The sequence below is a fragment of the Flavobacterium sp. MR2016-29 genome (assembly GCF_015350695.1).
In the GTDB taxonomy this organism is placed as follows: Bacteria; Bacteroidota; Bacteroidia; order Flavobacteriales; family Flavobacteriaceae; genus Flavobacterium.
In genome coordinates this window covers 78722-97917 of the sequence record NZ_JADKPU010000007.1, presented here as the reverse complement: position 1 = coordinate 97917, position 19196 = coordinate 78722, and the positions used below count along the sequence as shown (strand labels likewise).

18 protein-coding genes are annotated in these 19196 nt (G+C 34.4%); 10 read left to right on the top strand and 8 right to left on the bottom strand.

Annotation, left to right across the window (positions count from 1 at the left end; translation table 11 throughout):
• Positions 1-115: 115 nt before the first annotated feature.
• The 8 genes from IR010_RS15445 (at position 116) to bglX (ending at position 12083) form a co-directional block, all read left to right on the top strand.
• On the top strand, positions 116-1567 hold the full coding sequence (locus tag IR010_RS15445) for a glycoside hydrolase family 30 protein (protein ID WP_029271896.1): 1452 nt from the start codon (positions 116-118) through the stop codon (positions 1565-1567).
• 94 nt (positions 1568-1661) lie between these two features.
• A complete protein-coding gene (locus tag IR010_RS15440; protein WP_194605114.1) occupies positions 1662-3131 on the top strand; it encodes a glycoside hydrolase family 30 protein in 1470 nt (489 codons plus the stop codon).
• Between the two features lie 27 nt (positions 3132-3158).
• Complete coding sequence (locus IR010_RS15435; RefSeq protein WP_194568187.1) at positions 3159-4631, top strand: glycoside hydrolase family 30 protein; 1473 nt, start codon at positions 3159-3161, stop codon at positions 4629-4631.
• Between the two features lie 36 nt (positions 4632-4667).
• Positions 4668-6404, top strand: a complete 1737-nt coding sequence (locus IR010_RS15430; protein ID WP_194605111.1) for a cellulase family glycosylhydrolase — start codon at positions 4668-4670, stop codon at positions 6402-6404.
• 23 nt (positions 6405-6427) lie between these two features.
• Positions 6428-7504, top strand: a complete 1077-nt coding sequence (locus IR010_RS15425) for a glycoside hydrolase family 16 protein (protein ID WP_194605109.1) — start codon at positions 6428-6430, stop codon at positions 7502-7504.
• A gap of 72 nt (positions 7505-7576) precedes the next feature.
• Positions 7577-8416, top strand: coding sequence for an endonuclease/exonuclease/phosphatase family protein (locus IR010_RS15420; protein ID WP_194568192.1), 840 nt, complete (start codon positions 7577-7579; stop codon positions 8414-8416).
• Positions 8417-8418: 2 nt separating this feature from the next.
• Positions 8419-9843: a glycoside hydrolase family 30 protein gene (locus IR010_RS15415; protein WP_194605105.1), complete on the top strand. Its 1425-nt coding sequence runs from the start codon at positions 8419-8421 to the stop codon at positions 9841-9843.
• 14 nt (positions 9844-9857) lie between these two features.
• Positions 9858-12083: a beta-glucosidase BglX gene (gene bglX / locus IR010_RS15410; RefSeq protein WP_194605102.1), complete on the top strand. Its 2226-nt coding sequence runs from the start codon at positions 9858-9860 to the stop codon at positions 12081-12083.
• Between the two features lie 54 nt (positions 12084-12137).
• Here bglX and IR010_RS15405 read toward each other — a convergent pair whose 3' ends face one another.
• On the bottom strand, positions 12138-12395 hold the full coding sequence (locus IR010_RS15405; RefSeq protein ID WP_029271904.1) for a hypothetical protein: 258 nt from the start codon (positions 12393-12395) through the stop codon (positions 12138-12140).
• A 245-nt stretch (positions 12396-12640) separates the two neighbouring features.
• Here IR010_RS15405 and IR010_RS15400 point away from each other — a divergent pair, with 245 nt between their 5' ends.
• The gene (locus IR010_RS15400) at positions 12641-13396 is read left to right on the top strand and encodes an NUDIX hydrolase (protein WP_029271905.1); all 756 of its coding nucleotides are present in this window, start codon (positions 12641-12643) and stop codon (positions 13394-13396) included.
• 27 nt (positions 13397-13423) lie between these two features.
• Entirely contained in the window at positions 13424-13741 is a 318-nt protein-coding gene (locus IR010_RS15395; RefSeq protein WP_194605099.1) for an MmcQ/YjbR family DNA-binding protein, read from the top strand.
• A gap of 57 nt (positions 13742-13798) precedes the next feature.
• On the opposite strand, the gene IR010_RS15390 is transcribed toward IR010_RS15395, so the two are convergent.
• From IR010_RS15390 to ahcY, 7 genes are all read right to left on the bottom strand, one after another.
• Positions 13799-14407 carry an alpha-ketoglutarate-dependent dioxygenase AlkB family protein gene (locus IR010_RS15390; RefSeq protein ID WP_194605096.1) on the bottom strand — a complete coding sequence of 203 codons (609 nt, stop codon included), beginning with the start codon at positions 14405-14407 and terminating at the stop codon, positions 13799-13801.
• Complete coding sequence (locus IR010_RS15385; protein ID WP_194605093.1) at positions 14394-14639, bottom strand: Ada metal-binding domain-containing protein; 246 nt, start codon at positions 14637-14639, stop codon at positions 14394-14396. Before IR010_RS15385 ends, IR010_RS15390 begins: the two co-directional genes overlap by 14 nt.
• A gap of 170 nt (positions 14640-14809) precedes the next feature.
• The gene (locus IR010_RS15380) at positions 14810-15523 is read right to left on the bottom strand and encodes a 2OG-Fe(II) oxygenase (RefSeq protein WP_194605091.1); all 714 of its coding nucleotides are present in this window, start codon (positions 15521-15523) and stop codon (positions 14810-14812) included.
• A 71-nt stretch (positions 15524-15594) separates the two neighbouring features.
• Positions 15595-16446, bottom strand: coding sequence for a methylated-DNA--[protein]-cysteine S-methyltransferase (locus IR010_RS15375; RefSeq protein ID WP_194605088.1), 852 nt, complete (start codon positions 16444-16446; stop codon positions 15595-15597).
• 135 nt (positions 16447-16581) lie between these two features.
• Positions 16582-17043: a GNAT family N-acetyltransferase gene (locus IR010_RS15370; protein ID WP_194605085.1), complete on the bottom strand. Its 462-nt coding sequence runs from the start codon at positions 17041-17043 to the stop codon at positions 16582-16584.
• A 101-nt stretch (positions 17044-17144) separates the two neighbouring features.
• Positions 17145-17627, bottom strand: a complete 483-nt coding sequence (locus IR010_RS15365) for a hypothetical protein (protein WP_194605082.1) — start codon at positions 17625-17627, stop codon at positions 17145-17147.
• 204 nt (positions 17628-17831) lie between these two features.
• Positions 17832-19148 (bottom strand): adenosylhomocysteinase, encoded by a 1317-nt coding sequence (gene ahcY, locus IR010_RS15360; protein ID WP_029271915.1) that lies wholly within the window; start codon positions 19146-19148, stop codon positions 17832-17834.
• Between the last annotated feature and the right edge of the window lie 48 nt (positions 19149-19196).

Genomic DNA, 19196 nt, shown 5'->3' with positions numbered 1-19196 from the left:
CCATAATCGTTATGAGTATGGGCTATTTTTTAAATCCTTAAACTGATGCAGATAAACTTTCGTTAAAAAAATTTCTGTAAAAACTTCAAATTAGAATTTAAATAATAAGGGAAGAATGAAAAATAATAGTTTTAAAATTCTATGTTTTTTGTTTTCAGTGGCATCTTTTGGCCAGCCGAAAACAAAAAAAGAATTTACAACCAGTGGAAAAAAAATAACGGTATATACTACTGCTGAAAACTCAAATTTGAGATTAACGTCTACAGATAATTTGACTTTTTCTGCATCTAAACAGCCTCTTGAAGTAGAGTCGTCTGTTTTTGTAGAACCATCAAAAAAGTTTCAGACTTTCATGGGAATTGGAGGAGCTATTACTGATGCGAGTGCCGAAATATTTGCTAAACTTTCAAAAGAAAAACAAACTGAATTCTTAAATGCCTACTATGATAAACAAAAAGGTATAGGCTATTCTTTGCTAAGAACAACGATACAAAGTTCTGATTTTAGCAGTGGAAGCTATTCTTATATCAAAGAAGGAGATAAAGATTTAAAAACTTTTTCGATTGATCATGATAGACAATATCGTATTCCATTAATAAAACAAGCTATTCAAACCGCTGGCGGAAAGCTAACAACTTATGTAGCGCCATGGTCTCCAAATGCTTTTATGAAAAGCAATAAAGATGTACTTAAAGGCGGAACATTATTGCCTGAATATTATCAGACCTGGGCAAACTTTTACGCAAAATTTATTAAAGAGTATGAGAAAGAAGGAATTCCAATTTGGGGAACTTCAACTCAAAATGAGCCGATGGCAGTTCAAACTTGGGAATCTTGTATTTATACTGCCGAAGCAGAAAGAGATTTTATTAAAAATTTCCTCGGGCCAACACTTAAAAAAGAAAAACTGGGAAATGTAAAAATCATAGTTTGGGATCACAACCGTGACTTGATGAATTATAGAGCAAATGTTATTTACTCTGATCCAGAAGCTTCAAAATATGTTTGGGGAATGGGTTTTCATTGGTATGAAAACTGGTCTGGAGGAGCATCAATGTTTGACAATGTTGGTAAAGTAAATGAAGCTTATCCTGACAAAGGACTGCTATTTACAGAAGGCTGTGTCGAAAAATTTGATGCCAAAAAATACCAATTTTGGGGTAACGGAGAAAGATATGGAATTTCTATGATCAACGATTTTAATAATGGAACTGCCGGCTGGACAGACTGGAATATTCTTTTAGATCAAAATGGAGGTCCTAATCATGTTGGTAATTTCTGTTTCTCACCAATTCATGCTGATACAACAACTGGCGAATTAATTTATACCCCATCTTATTATTATATTGGGCATTTTTCAAAGTTCATTCATTTAAATGCAGTGCGAGTTAGCTCTGCAGTAAGCAGAAGTGCATTGTTAAGTACTTCATTTTTGAATACAGATGGTACAATGGCAACTGTTGTTATGAATCAATCTGATAAAGAGATTACTTATAATTTAATTATAGCTGCTGAAAAAGCAGTAGTTAAGATTCCTCCCCACGCTATACAAACACTTGTGTATTAGTATTGTGTAGTAAATAATGAGGGCTGAATTGAATCATCCAAATTAGCCCTCAATTTTACTTTTATTTTAAATTAAATCGTTTTTTGAAAGTACAATGAAAACCATAAATCGAATTTTATTAGTCCTAATATTAATACTGCAATTAAGTTGTAATTCATCAAAAATTGCAGATGGTTCTTCAGTTTCTGTACCTCAAGCAAATAAAAAAATCGAAGTTTATACTACAGCTGAAAACTCAAAATTACGATTGTCATTATCGAATAATTTTATTTCGAATGCTGCTTCACAACAAACAAATTTAACAGTTTCTATTGCTATAGATCCTACAAAAACAGATCAGACATTTTTAGGAATTGGAGGTGCAATTACAGACGCAAGTGCAGAAGTTTTCGCCAAATTATCACCTAAAAAACAACAGGAATTCCTAACTGCTTACTACGACAAAAACAAAGGAATTGGCTATTCATTAGCCAGAACCAACATACATAGCTGCGATTTTAGCAGTGAGAGTTATACTTATATTGCTGAAGGTGATAAAGATTTAAAAACTTTCAATATCGATCACGATCGAAAATTCCGAATTCCACTTCTTAGAAAAGCAATTGAAACTGCCGGCGGGAAATTAACTTTATTTGTTAGTCCGTGGAGTCCCCCAGCTTTCATGAAAGACAATAATGATATTTTGCACGGCGGCGTTTTATTGCCTCAGTTTGCACAATCGTGGGCAAATTATTATGTGAAATTTATTAGAGCATACGAAAAAGAAGGTATTCCTGTTTGGGGTTTAACCATTCAGAATGAACCAATGGCCAGACAGAGTTGGGAATCTTGTATTTATACTCCTGAGGCCGAAAGAGATTTCTTGAAAAACTTTCTTGGTCCAACTTTAAAAAAGGAAGGACTTGGTTCTAAAAACATTATCATCTGGGATCACAATCGAGGAGATATGTTAGAAAAAAGAGCCAATCTTGTTTTCTCAGATCCTGAAGTTTCAAAATATGCATGGGGAATAGGGTTTCACTGGTATGAAACCTGGAACGGAGGACCACCTCAATTTGAATCTGTAGCGAAAGTTCATGAAGCTTTTCCAAATAAAAATTTACTTTTTACAGAAGGCTGTGTCGAAAGATTTGATGCTGCAAAATTTCAGTTTTGGGGAAATGCGGAACGCTATGGTCTCAACATAATTAACGATTTTAATAACGGGACAGTTGGCTGGACAGATTGGAATATTCTTTTAGATGAAAGAGGAGGACCAAATCACGTAGGTAATTTTTGCTTTTCGCCTATTCATGCCGACACCACAAAAGATGAATTGATCTACACACCAATGTATTATTATATTGGACATTTCTCAAAGTTTATTCGCCCAAATGCGAAGCGAATAACACAGACTGTTAGTGATAAAACTCTTTTAAGTACATCATTTAAAAATAGTGATGGAAGAATCGCCACTATTGTTATGAACCAAACCAATAAAGATGTTGTATATACTTTAAACAGCAGCATTTTAAAAACTACTATTACTATTCCAGCACACGCTATACAGACTGTTGTATACTAGTGTTCTATTAACTAAAAAACTATAAAAATGAAACTGAATTTAAAAACCACGATAAAAGCACTATTTTTTGCAGCAGCTATATTGGCTCAAGTGAAATGTTCTTCCTCAAATGATGTGGTAGATCCGCCTGTTACGCCTCCGGTTGTTGTTCCTCCAGTTGTAGTAACAAATGATGTTGATTTTTGGCTCACAAAAGGAGATCAAAGCGTTTTGCTGGCTAAACAATCTGGAACTTTAGGATTTGGAACTACGCCTAATACATATACAAACATTGAAGTTAATGCTTCTCAAAAATATCAGACTGTAGACGGTTTTGGATATACTTTAACAGGCGGAAGTGCAGAGGTAATTAATCAATTAAACGCAGCTAAAAAAGCAGCTCTTTTGCAAGAATTATTTGGTTCTGGCGAAAACTCAATTGGAATAAGTTATCTAAGAATCAGCATTGGTGCCTCGGATTTGAATGCTGCACCTTTTACTTATGATGATCTTCCTACTGGAGATACGGATTTAGATTTGGCGAAATTTAGTTTGGATAAAGATAAAACAGGAGTAATTGCACTGTTGAAAGAAATTCTTGCCATTAATCCAAAGATTCTAATTTTAGCAACGCCATGGTCAGCACCACTTTGGATGAAAGATAAAAACAGCTTTATTGGAGGAAAATTACAAACCCAATATTATGATGTTTACGCAAAATATTTTGTAAAATACATTCAGCAAATGAAGGCGGAAGGAATTACAATTGATGCTGTAACACCTCAAAACGAACCTTTACATGATGGGAACAATCCAAGTATGTATATGTCTGCAGGAGAACAGGCGAATTTTATAAAAACAAATTTAGGTCCTGCATTAAAAGCAGTAAATCTTAGTGTAAAAATTATTGCTTACGATCACAATTGTGATAATCCAAATTATCCAAAAGCAATTTTGGCTGATGCCGATGCATTTCCTTTTGTAGACGGTTCGGCATTTCACTTATACGCTGGAGATATCAGTGCGCTTACAAATGTTTACAATTCTTACCCAACAAAAAATGTGTATTTCACAGAACAATGGACATCTTCTGCTGGTGAATTTGCAGGTGATTTAAAGTGGCATGTTCGAAATGTTGTTATCGGCTCAATGAGAAATTACAGCAAAAATGCACTAGAATGGAATTTAGCCAACAACGGTGCTTTCGAACCTCATACTGCAGGCGGATGTTCAATGTGCAAAGGTGCGCTGACAGTTACTACAAGTGATACTTTTCAGCGTAATGTTGCGTATTATATTATTGCTCATGCGTCGAAATTTGTTCCGGCAGGCTCAATCAGAATTGCAAGTAATTCAAGTGGAAATCTGCAAAATGTAGCTTTTATTACACCATCTGGTTCAAAAGTTTTAATTGTTGAAAATGATGGAGCAGCAAGCGAAATCTTCAATATTAAATTCAATGATAAATGGATCACAACTTCTTTAGATGCAGGAGCTGTGGGAACGTATACTTGGAAATAATCAGATAATTTAAACCGGAAATAAATCAATTTTCAGATGAAAAGAACACTTATAATAGCGCAGTTTTTGTTCACTATAGCTTCTTTTGGACAAGGTTTTTTGCACAGAGACGGACAAAAGATTGTTGACGGAAATGGCAAAAATATTATATTAAGAGGTCTTGGTTTAGGCGGATGGATGGTGCAGGAAGGATATATGATGCAGACACAGCCTTTTGCAAGTCCGCAATATAAGATCAAGCAAAAAATTCAAGATGTTGTTGGAGAAGAGGGAACAAAAGAATTTTATGCAGCATACAAAGCAAACGGAATTACAAAACGAGATATCGATTCACTGGCAAAATGGGGTTTCAATTCGATTCGTTTACCTATGCATTACAATTTATATACACCATCAATTCAAGAAGAAAAAAATGGTGAAATTACTTGGATAGAAGAAGGTTTCACAATGACAGATAATTTGCTTAAATGGTGTGCCGAAAATAAAATATACCTTATTTTAGATTTGCATGCAACTCCTGGAGGTCAAGGAAACGACGCTGCAATATCTGATTATGACACTACAAAACCATCGCTTTGGGAAAGCGAAGCAAATCAGAAAAAAATGATTGCTCTATGGAAAAAACTGGCTTCTCGTTACAGAGATAATCCTTGGATTGGTGCTTACGATATTATCAACGAACCAAACTGGAATTTTACCGGAACGAATAAAAATGGCTGTGATGAAAATTCAAACGGGCCTTTAAGAGATTTGATGGTTGCCATTACAAAGGCAATCCGCGAAGTCGATATTAACCATATGGTAGTTATCGAAGGAAATTGCTGGGGGAATAATTACAACGGAATTTTTCCTTTATGGGATGAAAATATGGCGTTGAGTTTTCATAAATATTGGAATTACAACGACAAAGAATCGATTCAGAAAATGTTGGACTATAGAACACAATACAATGTTCCGATTTGGCTGGGAGAAAGTGGAGAAAATTCTAATGTCTGGTTTAAAGATGCCTTGACATTGGTTGAAACTAACAATATTGGATGGGCTTTTTGGCCAATGAAAAAAATAGAAAATATTGCGGGTGTAACTTCGGTAACTAAAATTCCAGAATATGATGTTCTGCTGAAATACTGGAAAGATGGAGGTCAAAAACCAAATCCAGAATTTGCCAAAAAAACATTGATGAAAATGGCAGATAATTACAAAATGCAAAACGTAACGGTTAAGCCAGATGTTATCGATGCGATGTTCAGACAAGTACAGACAAACGATACCAAACCATACAAAAACCATATAATTCCAGGAAAAATTATTGCCACTCAATATGATTTAGGAACAAACGGATTTGCTTATTCTGATAAAGATTTTGTGAATTATAAAGTGGCGACAGGAAACTTCGACCAATGGAACAAAGGAAATACAATGCGTAACGATGGTGTTGATATTTTGCCTTGCAAAGATGCTGGTTCTAACGGTTATCAGGTTTCATTTATAGAAGATGGAGAATGGCTGCAATTTACATCAGAAGTTAAGAAGCAAAACTCATATAAGGTTGCCATTCGCTATTCAAGCGAAAAAGCGGAAGGCAAACTTCATTTTGAAACAGAAAATGGCAAAAAATCAGAAACAATCGTTCTTCCTGCAACTGGAGGAAATGATAAATGGGAGACCATTATTTTATCTGGAGTTGAGCTAAATACAGGAACAAATAAAATCAAAGTAGTTTTCGAAAAAGGAGGCTTTAATTTGAATTATTTAGATTTTTTAAACAAGTAATTACAAACTCAAATTAATAAAAGATGAAAATAAATAATCTCATAAACAAAGTAGGTGTTTTAACATTTATCTTATTGTTTGTATTTCAGTCTTGCAGCAGCAGTAATGATGCAGCAGATGATACACCAGTTGTTGTTGCACCTTCAAATCTTTCTGTTCAGGTTGAAGTACTTGGCAAGACAGCCGATAAACCAGATGGCGACGGAAGCGGAAAAATACATTTAACGATAACTGCTTCAAACGCAACTTCATATAAAGTTTTGATTGATAATCAGCTTAAAGAAATTTTCACTGGTGATTTTACTTATGAATTTACAGCTTCGGGAACTAAAAATTATCCAATAATCGTTTCAGCTTATAACGGTGCGCAGTTTGTGAGTTCAACAACTTCTGTAAATGTTTTTGTTTCCAGAAAATTGCTTTGGGCAGATGAATTTGATGCTGATGGCGCCCCAAACACTTCAAAGTGGGGTTACAACACAGGAACTGGAGACGGCTGGGGGAATAACGAATTAGAATATTACACTACTCGACCAGAAAATGTAATTATCTCAAACGGAACCCTAAAAATAAAAGCCATAAAAGAAGAATATTTAGGAAGCCATTATACTTCTGCAAGATTGCTTACAAAAGGAAAATTTTCTTTTAAATACGGTCGAGCCGAAGTTCGTGCAAAACTCCCAGTTGGTGGCGGTACTTGGCCAGCATTCTGGATGTTGGGCGATAACATTGATACTGCAGGCTGGCCTTTATGCGGTGAAGTTGATATATTAGAATCGGTTGGGAATAACCCAAACGTAAATCATTCATCTTTACATTCGCCTGGGCGCTCAGGAAATACGCCAGATACTGCAACTACAACGGTTCCAAATTCGGCAACAGAATTTCATGTTTATGCAGCAGATTGGAGTCCTGAAAGCATTAAGTTTTACGTAGATGATAAATTGTTTTATACCTATGCAAATGCTGCTTCAACTCCTTTTAATCAAAACTTTTTCCTGATTTTAAATTTGGCTATGGGAGGAAATTTTGGAGGAGCAGTCGATCCAAATTTTGCTAATGCAACTTTTGAAGTCGATTATGTGAGAGTGTATAATTAACATAAGTTTTAAATTAATTTTTTCTTCTAAAGCTCATGAACAGCTAGCTTTACAGGAATAAAATTTTTAAACATGAAAAAGATAAATACAATTGTTTTAGTAGTAATGATGCTTTTGGTAAGTGGGTCATTTTATGGTCAAAATTTAAAAATTATGACTTATAACATTCGTTTGGATAATGCTTCTGACGGAGAAAATGCCTGGCCTAACCGAAAAGAGTATTTTACATCTCAAATACAATTTTATAGTCCGGATATTTTTGGAGTTCAGGAAGCAACACCGCCCCAAGTTGATTATATCGCATCGGCTATGCCAAATTATAACAAATTTGGAATAGGAAGAGAAGAAGGCGCAACAGGAGAAGCTTGTACGATTTATTATAAAAAAGATCGTTTTAAGGTAGAGAACTCTAATACATTTTGGCTCTCAGAAACACCAAATGTAGTTTCAAGAGGCTGGGATGCTGCTTGCAATAGAGTTTGTACATATGGACTTTTTACCGATTTAAAAACTAAAAAAACGTTTTGGGTTTTTAATCTGCATCTTGATCATATGGGCGAAGTAGCTAGAGTAAAAGGCGTACAGCTTGTTTTGAAAAAAATAAGCGAACTCAATTCGAAAAAATACCCAGCTTTTTTAATGGGAGATTTCAATTCTGAACCGAATACGCCACAAATTGCTGAAATCAAAAAAGTGATGGACGACACCAGAGAAGTTTCGAAAGAAAAGCCTTTTGGGCCATCAGGAACTTTCAACGGTTTTAAACATAATGAGCCAGTAAAATTATTGATAGATTACATTTTTGTTTCTAAAAATAGCGGGCTCAAAATTCAAAAACATGCAGTTCTAAGTGATTCTAAAGATTTAAAATATCCTTCGGATCATTTGCCTGTCTTAATAGAAATAGATTAAAAATGAAAAACAGCAGCAAAAAACTTCAAATTTTACTTTTACTGCCACTTATTGCAGTTCAAATGAAATGTGGATCTTCAAAAACTACAGTATCCAATTCTGGTAAAGCAGCATCTTGGATTACGACTGTAGACGAAACATCAAAATTGCAAAAACAAAACGATTTGGTTTTTAATTCAAAAACCAATTCAAACCCAACTATTTCAGTAGACGCTTCCCAGAAATTCCAAACCATTGAAGGTTTTGGATTTTCATTAACTGGAGGAAGCGCACAAGCCATTTTAAAGTTAGATAAAACTAAAAAAGAAGCCCTGCTTCAAGAATTGTTTTCTAGAAAAAATGATGCAATTGGGTTGAGCTATTTGCGAATTAGTATTGGTGCATCTGATTTGAATGAAAAAGTTTTTTCGTATGACGACATGCCAGAAGGCCAAACCGATTTAAAACTTGAACATTTTAATCTTGGTCCGGATTTAAAAGATGTCGTGCCGCTTTTAAAAGAGATTTTGGCAATAAATCCAAAAATAAAAATCATGGGTTCTCCTTGGTCGCCTCCTGTTTGGATGAAAGACAACGGAAGCTCAAAAGGAGGAAGCTTACAGCCTAAATATTATCAGGTTTATGCAGAATACTTTGTGAAATATATTCAGGCAATGAAAGCGCAAGGAATTGTAGTTGATGCTATAACACCTCAAAATGAACCTTTGCATCCAAGAAACAATCCTAGTTTGTTAATGTTTGCAGAACAGCAGGCAGATTTTATCGGTAATCATTTAGGGCCCGCTTTCGCGAAAGCAAATATCAAAACCAAAATCGTGGTTTACGATCACAATTGCAACAAACCCGAATATCCGTTAACTATTTTAAAAGATGCAAAAGCGAATCCCTTTGTTGCGGGTTCAGCATTCCATTTATATGAAGGAGATATTAGTGCATTGACAACAGTTCACGATGCATTTCCTAATAAAGATTTATATTTTACAGAACAATATACAGGTTCAGGAAGCAGTTTTGCTGATGATTTGAAATGGAGCGTGAAAAATGTGGTAATTGGTTCTATGCGCAACTGGAGTGTAAATGCGCTTTCATGGGGATTGGCTAATGATGAGTATTACAAACCTTTTACGCCGGGTGGCTGCTCGACTTGTAAAGGCGCTTTAATGATTGATCAAAATCATAATATTAAGAGAGAAGTGGGTTATTATATTATTGGTCACGCTTCGAAGTTTGTTCCTGAAGGATCAGTTAGAATTGGAAGTAATATTAGCGGAAATCTTTATAATGTCGCTTTCAAAACGCCATCAGGACAAATTGTTCTAATTGTAGAAAATGACGGCACTGCAGCACAAACATTCAATATCAAATACAATCAAAAACAAATTTCAACTACTTTAAATGCAGGTGCAGTAGCAACTTATGTTTGGTAATCAAAATTAATTAAATGAAAAAAATAACAACATTTGCCTTGTTGATGGTCACGTTTTTTGCGGCCGCACAGCAAGAAACTATCGATCAGAAAGTAAATGCTTTATTGAAGAAAATGACTATTGAAGAAAAAATGGGTCAGTTAAATCAATACACAGGCGATAATTCAGCAACGGGTCCAATTACAATAAATCCAAATAAACAAGCGGAGATAAAAGCTGGTTTAGTAGGTTCGATGCTAAATATCATCGGAACAAAATATACCAGACAATATCAGGAATTGGCGATGCAGTCACGTCTTAAAATACCGTTGTTGTTTGGCCAAGATGTTATTCACGGTTATAAAACAACATTTCCAATTCCGTTAGCCGAGGCTGCGAGCTGGGATTTACCAGCAATTGAATTGGCTGCTAGAGTTGCGGCTACAGAAGCTTCTGCAAGTGGTATTCACTGGACATTTGCACCAATGGTGGATATTGGGCGTGACCCGCGTTGGGGACGCGTAATGGAAGGCGCTGGAGAAGATACTTATTTAGGATCTAAAATTGCTTACGCTCGAGTAAAAGGTTTTCAAGGAAATAAACTGGGAGATTTAAACTCTGTTATGGCTTGTGTCAAACACTTTGCAGCTTACGGAGCAGGAGTGGGTGGAAGAGATTATAACTCTGTTGATATGAGTGAAAGAATGCTTTTAGAAACGTATTTGCCTCCTTTTAAAGCAGCTTTAGATGCCGGTGCAGCAACTTTTATGAATTCATTTAATGATTTAAACGGAATTCCGGCTACTGCAAATGCACATTTACAGCGCGATATCTTAAAAGGCAAATGGAACTTTCAAGGTTTCGTAGTTTCAGATTGGGGTTCTATTGGAGAAATGGTCGCTCATGGTTACTCAAAAGATCTTAAAGAAGCAGCTTATGCAGCCATTACTGCCGGAAGTGATATGGATATGGAAAGTAATGCTTACCGATATAATTTAGCTGCATTGGTTAAAGAAGGAAGAGTTTCCATCGATTTAATTGATGATGCTGTGAAACGTATTTTGCGTAAAAAATATGAGTTAGGCTTATTCGAAGATCCTTACAGATATTCAAATGATAAAAGAGCTGAAAAAGCCTTGAGTAATCCTGAAAATAGGAAAGCAGCACTTGAAGTTGCTGAAAAAAGTATCGTTTTACTGAAAAATGAAAACCAAACTTTACCACTTTCTAAAAACTTGAAAACGATTGCTTTCATTGGGCCAATGGTGAAAGAATACAAAGCCAATATGGGTTTTTGGTCTGTAGAATTACCAGATGTAAATTACGATAAATGGGTCGTTTCTCAATGGGATGGTTTGCAAAACAAAGTGGGAAAAAACACCAAATTGCTTTACGCAAAAGGCTGTGAAGTTGATGGCGATAGTAAAGATGGTTTTGCCGAAGCAGTTGCAACAGCAAAACAAGCTGATGTTGTTATTTTGAGTATTGGAGAAAGACGCGACATGAGCGGTGAAGCAAAAAGCCGAAGCAATCTTGGTTTGCCAGGCGTTCAGGAAGATTTAGTAAAAGCAATTCAGGCAACAGGAAAACCAGTTGTGGTTTTAGTAAATGCAGGAAGACCGCTTATTTTTAATTGGACAGCAGATAACGTTCCTGCAATCGTATATACTTGGTGGTTAGGAACTGAAGCTGGAAATGCAATCGCAAATGTTTTATTTGGAGATTACAATCCGTCAGGGAAACTGCCAATGACTTTTCCTAGGGAAGTAGGTCAAGTACCAATTTATTACAATCATTTTAGTACAGGAAGACCAGCCAAAGATGAAGATTCAAAAAATTATGTTTCTGCTTATATTGATTTAAAGAACTCACCTAAATTTCCTTTCGGATATGGTTTGAGTTATACCAAATTCGAGTATTCAGGTTTGAAGCTTTCTTCAGCAAAAATGAAAACTAATGAAACAATTAAAGTTTCTTTTCAATTATCAAATGTTGGAAAAGTGGCTGGTGAAGAAGTGGTGCAATTGTATTTAAAAGACAAATTTGGATCTGTAGTTCGTCCGGTTTTAGAATTGAGAGATTTTCAAAAAGTAAAATTAAATGCTGGAGAAACAAAAACTATAGAATTTACAATCGATAAAGAAAAACTTTCTTTCTACAATAATAAATTAGAATGGACAGCTGAACCAGGAGAATTCGAATTAATGATTGGAGCTTCGTCAGCAGATATTAAATTAAAAATGGGGTTTGAATTAGAGTAATAACAAATTTAAAATTCAAATTTGGTGTTATGGATTTTATAAATGGGTTTTGAATTATTTCAGAACTGTATTTATAAAATCCATAGCGCCAATTCCTTTATATGATGCATATAACGCCTTGTCAAATGCTTCGCGTTTTGCTTTTTTATCCTTTGCCTCAGTCTCAACAATCATTTGGTTGAAAATTTTTTCTTGCTCTTGACTGTATTTTATAGATTCTTCTAATAGATATGTTTTCGAAACAAATCCGAATGATGTCCAAATTTTATTTCTTATTTTTTTGTTGATATTTTTTAACGGATTGGTATTCATATCTCTTGCATTGGCTTTCTTAAGTATCTAAAAAAGAATAACATGTTTTTTAATGTGTTATTATGACGCAATGTACTTATTTTTTTTAAATTGCACTTAAATTTTAAGTTAAAATTGTAATTCATACACTTCTTTTAGAGTATTTCTCTTTAGAGATATTAAGGCAAAAGTGATTTGGTTTTAAGAAAATGAACTAAATTGGCAGATTATTCGAGATAAAAAAGTTGTATTAAATTGAAATTAGAATGTTAAGAGACATTATAGAAAATAATCAAAATTATCAGCCCGGACTTTCTATTGACTGTGTGATTTTTGGTTTTCATGATAATCAGCTTAAAGTTTTGTTGATTAAAATTCCAAACAGTCAAACATGGTCCCTGCCCGGCGGATTTATTCCGATAGATCAGGATATTGATACTGCGGCCGTTACAGTTCTAAACGAACGAACTGGAGTTGAAGGTATCTTTTTAAGACAATTTGCGACTTTTGGAAAAATAAAACGAAACGATCAACATTTTGGAAAAGAAGTACTCAAATATCTGAAAATTGACGAAGAAAAAGGCAAATGGCTCACACAGCGATTTGTTACCATTGGTTATTATGCTTTAGTCGACTTTTTGAAAACCATTCCGAAACCAGCAAATAAAGATGAGGTGATAGAATGGATTGATCATAAAGAAGTGCCAGCACTTATTTTAGATCACAAAGAAATTCTAGGCAAAGCTTTAGACACTTTAAGAATTGAATTGAATTTAATGCCTATTGGCTATAATTTATTGCCCGAAAAATTTACGATTCCGGAACTTCAGAAATTGTACGAAACTATTTTAGATAAAAAACTGGACAGAAGAAACTTTCTCCGAAAAATCACCAACATCGGAATCCTGACAAAACTCGACGAAAAGAAAAGCAACGTTGCCCATAAAGCACCCAATTTATATTCGTTTGATAAAGATAAATATGAAGAAGTCCTTAAAAATGGCTTGAATCAAGGGTGGTAAATTTAAGTTTAATTTAAATTAGCAATTATGGTTTCTATTGAAACATTCAGAAAATTAGCAATGTCTTTTCCAGATGCAACCGAAGAACCTCATTTTGAGAAAACTTCTTTTCGTGTCAACAAGAAAATCTTCTCGAGTTTTGATGAAAAAAACAATCAAGCTGTTTTAAAATTAAACGAAATCGATCAATCTGTTTTTTGTGCATCAAGCGAAATGATTTTTTATCCAATTCCGAATAAATGGGGAAAACAAGGCTGGACCATTGTTGAACTTTCAAAAGTAAGACCAGAAATGTTTGAAGATGCTTTGATACGATCTTATGAAAATGTTATAGCTAAAAAGTAATATTCGAAATACAAACCTAACAGGTTTTAAAAACCTGTTAGGTTTCGAAACTAAATTCTATTTCACAATCGTTCTAAAAGTTAAATTTACTCTCGGTTTTTGAGTTGTTTTTGTTGGAGGCAAACGATGCAGCCAATGCGTTTGTGTTTCATCCTTCATAACCAGTAAACTGCCGTGTTCTAAAATTAAAGAAACGGTTTCTTTGGTTTCTTTATGTTTGAAGGCAAACTTTCTTTCTGCACCAAAACTTAATGAGCCAATTGCGCCGTTCTTTTTTAAATCTTTTTCGGCGTCGCTGTGCCAAGCCATTCCTTCATCGCCAGAATGATATAAATTAAGTAAACAAGAATTGAATGTTTCTCCGGTTTTTTCTTCAAGAAAAGTTTTTAACTTTAATAATTCAGTTGTCCAAAGAAGTGCTTTTTTTGTAGTGTTTGAATAGGTATATTCGAATTCCTGATCGCCGTACCAGGCTACTTTTCGCTTGGTTAAAATTAATTTTCCAAATATAATAGCTTCATCATTTTTCCATTCAATTGTATTTAACAGAATATCACGATAGAAATCGGCTTCTTCTCTCGAAAACAATTTTCCATAATAATTTACAGTTCCATCTTTCGGAAGCAGGTTTGTAGTTTCGTCTATTTGAGTATTAAATAAGTCCATTTTTCCATTTTAAATATTCGGTTCTCATACAATGACCACAGGGTCTGAAACCTTTTTGTAGTGCTTCATTTTCAGATAAAAAGAAAACCCGATTTTCGCGTTTCATTCTTTTTCCGGAAGCACATTTTAATGTTCCGTAGATTTTTAATTTTTGGTTGCCGCCAAGGCAAATCTCCGAATTTTTAATTTTATTTCGAAGATCTGAATCTGAAATTTTATTATGTTGAAGCATTCCTAATAATTTACGATTTTTTATTTTGTAGAGACGCACCGCAGTGCGTCTATGCAAAGATTGTCGACAAAGATTCTCAATGGAAATACGTGACGTTAGACGCACTGCGGTGCGTCTCTACAGATATACTGTTGCCTAAGTATACTTTTGTACCTCTGCAACTTTGAACCTCAACTTAACGCATCATGAAATATAATTCCCAAAGTAAAACGCTCGCCAGAATGAATTTCGCTCACGCCATGTTTCATATTGACCCGATAATATCCTTTTGTTCCTTTTACAGGTCTGAAATTAGTCGTAAAAACCAAAACGTCTCCTTTTTTAGGTTTTAAAACAATTGCTTTAGATTGCGCTCTCGGCGTTTGTTGTGTCAAGACAAATTCCCCTCCGGTAAAATCTTGGTCAGGTTCGTTTAGGAAAAGCACAATTTGAATTGGAAAAAAAACATCTCCATATAAATCTTGATGTAAAGTATTAAATCCGCTTTTTTCGTATTTTAAAATTAAAACCGTGGCTTTGAGCTGATTATTATCATGACATTGTTCTAATAGTTTTTCATGCGTTTGAGGAAAAACAGTATTGATGTTCAAAGCTTTCATCCAAGAATTTGCAATTGGTGCTAACCTCGGATAAATTGAGGTTCGAATATTCTGAATCAAATCTGGCAACGGATAATTAAAGTATTTATATTCGCCTAAGCCAAAACGATAGCGCTCCATTACAACTGTTTTTCTGTATAAATTTGGATTGTCATAATCGAATTTTAAATCCTCACATTCCTCGTTAGTGAGGATTTTTGGAATAATTGCAAATCCGTTTTCGTGCATAGATTCGGTGATGTTTTCCCAATTTTGAGAAGCAATTTTTGATTGTATATTTTGCATAAGAATTTTGGATTGAATTTATAATGAAGAATCTTTCGCATACACACAGCATATCTGATACTTTGTCTTGATTATAATTGTTGATTTAACTGCGCGCCTTCCCAGCCAATTATGGCTGTTTTTCGAGTATTTCCCCACATATAACCTCCAAATGTTCCTGAAGATTGAATAACGCGGTGACACGGAATTAAAAATGCGACCGGATTGCTTCCAATTGCAGTACCGACTGCACGTGAAGCAGTTGGTTTTTGAATTTGCTGTGCAATAGAACCATACGTAGAAAGCTTTCCCATTGGGATTTTTAGTAAAGTTTCCCAAACCTTCAATTGAAAATCGGTTCCTTTTAAGTGCAATTTTATTTCAGATAATTTGCTCCAATCGTTTTGAAAAATAAATAAAGCATTTTGTTGTGCTAAATCTAATTTTCTTGTGAAAGAAGCATTTGGGAATTTGTGTTTTAAATCCTGAAATCCGATTGTTTCATCTTCGGCGAAAGCCATAAAACAAACGCCTTTTTGAGTTGACGCAACGATAATATTACCAAACGGACTTTCGGCAAAACTATAATTAATTTCAAGGTTTTTGCCTCCGTTTTTATATTCTGCCGGCGTCATTCCTTCAATGTTTACAAATAAATCATGTAAACGGCTTGTGCCTGATAAACCAGTATCGAAAGCAGCATCAAATAATGTTGCATGACTGTTTTCTTTGAGAATTTTTTTAGCGTGTTCGACACTTATATATTGCAAAAATTTCTTCGGACTTGTTCCTGCCCATTCGGTAAACAAACGCTGAAAGTGAAACGGACTTAAATGTACTTTTTCGGCAACCTCGTCTAAGTTAGGCTGTTCTTTAAAGTTAACTTTGATATAATCTATCGCATCGGCAATTCGATTATAATTGATGTTTTCCTGTGTGTTCATTTTCTTCAATTTTATAATACAAATATCGAGTGATTTTTGTGGGTATAAAATCCGAAACTTGCGGAAATAGTTTTTTTAGTTTTGTTTCAGGTTTCAGGTTTCAAGTTTTGTGATACCTGAAAACTAAAATAACTATTAAATTTCTTTTTCCATTTTGTAATTGATAAGTTCAACGCCTAATCGGATGTTTTTTTGTTCTCCTTTTATGATAAAACCTTTCTTTTCAAAAAATGGTTTCGCTGTTATGCTAACATCAGCTGTCATAGTTTTTGAATTCTCTTTTTTAGCTTCGAGCTCTAATTTGATAAAGATTTCGTCAGCAATTCCTTGGCGCTGATAGTTTTTGTGAACGCAAAAGAAATCAATATAATTTCCGTCTTTCAGAGTTCCGTATCCTACAATTTTATTTTCGATAAGAGCTAATAAAACAAATTGATTATGAATAACTTTTAGCCAGCGTTCTGTGTTATTAAGACCAGAAACCCATGCGTCAATCTGCAGTGGAGTGTAATCATTTTTACAAACCCATTTAATGGTTTCGATATACATTTCCTGCATTTCTGATAAATCTGAAATAGTTGCTTTTCTGAAATCCATTTTTTAAATTTTAAATTAGTATAAATTAGTTTCCGAAAAGACATTCATTGTGATAAGTTTATTAAGAGTGTTTTGTTATTTTATTTTGCTCTTATTTTCTCTCAATCTTCTTTTTCCTTTTTTTCAAGTTCTTCTTTATTTGTCACTGAAAATTGGCCGACTAGTTTTAAGCTTTCAATTTTTTTAGAACTTGTTTCGAGTTCGTTTTTAGTTTTGCTTAGCTTTTCTTCTGTCTTTGTTATTTGATTTTTTATTTTTTCGCTATCCTTTTTAGAATAATCATTTGTGTTTGCAACATTTTCAAGAGCCGTTAATTGGTTTCTTTGTTTTTCTAAATCTGCATTTAACTGTGTTATTTTTTCTTCTAATTTATGTTTGTTCTTTTCTTCTTTGGCTATTTTTTTTTCGGCTATTTCAGTTTGAGACTTTGAGTTTCCCATCTGTCTTTCGTGCCATTTTAGGTTTTGCTGATTTGTCCATTGCTGATTTCTTTGAGTCATTTGCATTCTAGGTGAGTTTGGCATTTGAGCATTTGATAAACAAGGAAGTACTATCAGCAATATTAAAATTAAATATTTTCTCATGTGGTTAGTTGGTTGGAGTCCATTTAAAGGTTAATTGTCGAAATTATGAAAAATAATCTTATAATTTGCTTTCTTTTTTAATGATAGGTGTAATAAATAAAAAACAAAACCCGACAGATTTTTAAAATCTGTCGGGTTTGAAATGTATTTCTAAAAAAATCAGAAATCTATCCCGAAGTCTTGGGACATAAATCTAAAATCAATTTAGTATCTGTAGTATTCTGGTTTGAATGGACCTTCAACTGGAACACCAATGTAAGCAGCCTGATCGTCACGTAAAGTTTCTAATTCAACGCCTAATTTAGCTAAGTGCAAAGCAGCAACTTTTTCATCTAAATGTTTTGGCAACATATAAACGTCATTGTTGTAAGCAGCGCTGTTTTTCCATAATTCGATTTGAGCCAAAGTTTGGTTTGTAAATGAGTTACTCATTACAAAACTTGGATGACCTGTAGCACAACCAAGGTTTACTAAACGACCTTCGGCAAGAATAATGATGTCTTTTCCAGCGATTGTATATTTGTCAACTTGTGGTTTGATTTCGATTTTAGAAGCACCGTGGTTTTTGTTCAACCAAGCCATATCAATTTCGTTATCAAAGTGTCCGATGTTACAAACAACAGTTTTGTCTTTCATTTGCTCGAAGTGCTCTCCAAGAACGATATCTTTATTTCCTGTAGTTGTAATGATGATATCAGCATTAGCAATTACAGTGTTTAATTTTTTAACTTCATAACCGTCCATTGCAGCTTGTAAAGCACAAATTGGATCGATTTCAGTAACTGTTACAATAGATCCTGCACCTCTAAAAGAAGCAGCAGTTCCTTTTCCAACATCACCGTATCCACAAACGATAACTCTTTTTCCAGCCAACATTAAGTCAGTTGCACGACGTACAGCATCTACAGCAGATTCTTTACAACCGTATTTGTTATCAAATTTAGATTTAGTAACAGAGTCGTTAATGTTGATTGCAGGCATTGGCAAAGTTCCAGCTTTTACTCTTTCGTAAAGTCTGTGAACACCTGTTGTAGTTTCTTCAGAAAGACCTTTAATTCCAGGAACCAATTCAGGGTAACGATCAATAACCATGTTTGTTAAATCTCCACCATCATCAAGAATCATGTTCAATGGTTTTCTGTCTTCACCAAAGAATAAAGTTTGCTCAATACACCAGTCAAATGATTGCTCATCTAAACCTTTCCAAGCATAAACTTGAATTCCAGCAGCAGCAATAGCAGCGGCAGCTTGATCTTGAGTAGAGAAAATGTTACAAGAAGACCAAGTAACCTCAGCACCAAGAGCGATTAAAGTCTCGATCAAAACAGCAGTTTGAATCGTCATGTGCAAACATCCAGCGATACGAGCACCAGCAAGAGGCTGTTCGTCTTTATATTCAGCACGAAGCGCCATTAAACCTGGCATTTCAGCTTCAGCTAATTCAATTTCTTTTCTTCCCCAAGCCGCTAGAGAAATGTCTTTTACTTTGAAAGCCACATAAGGCGTAGTTGTAGTACTCATTTATAGTATATTTGTATATTGTAATATTTTTTGCAAATTTACGTAATA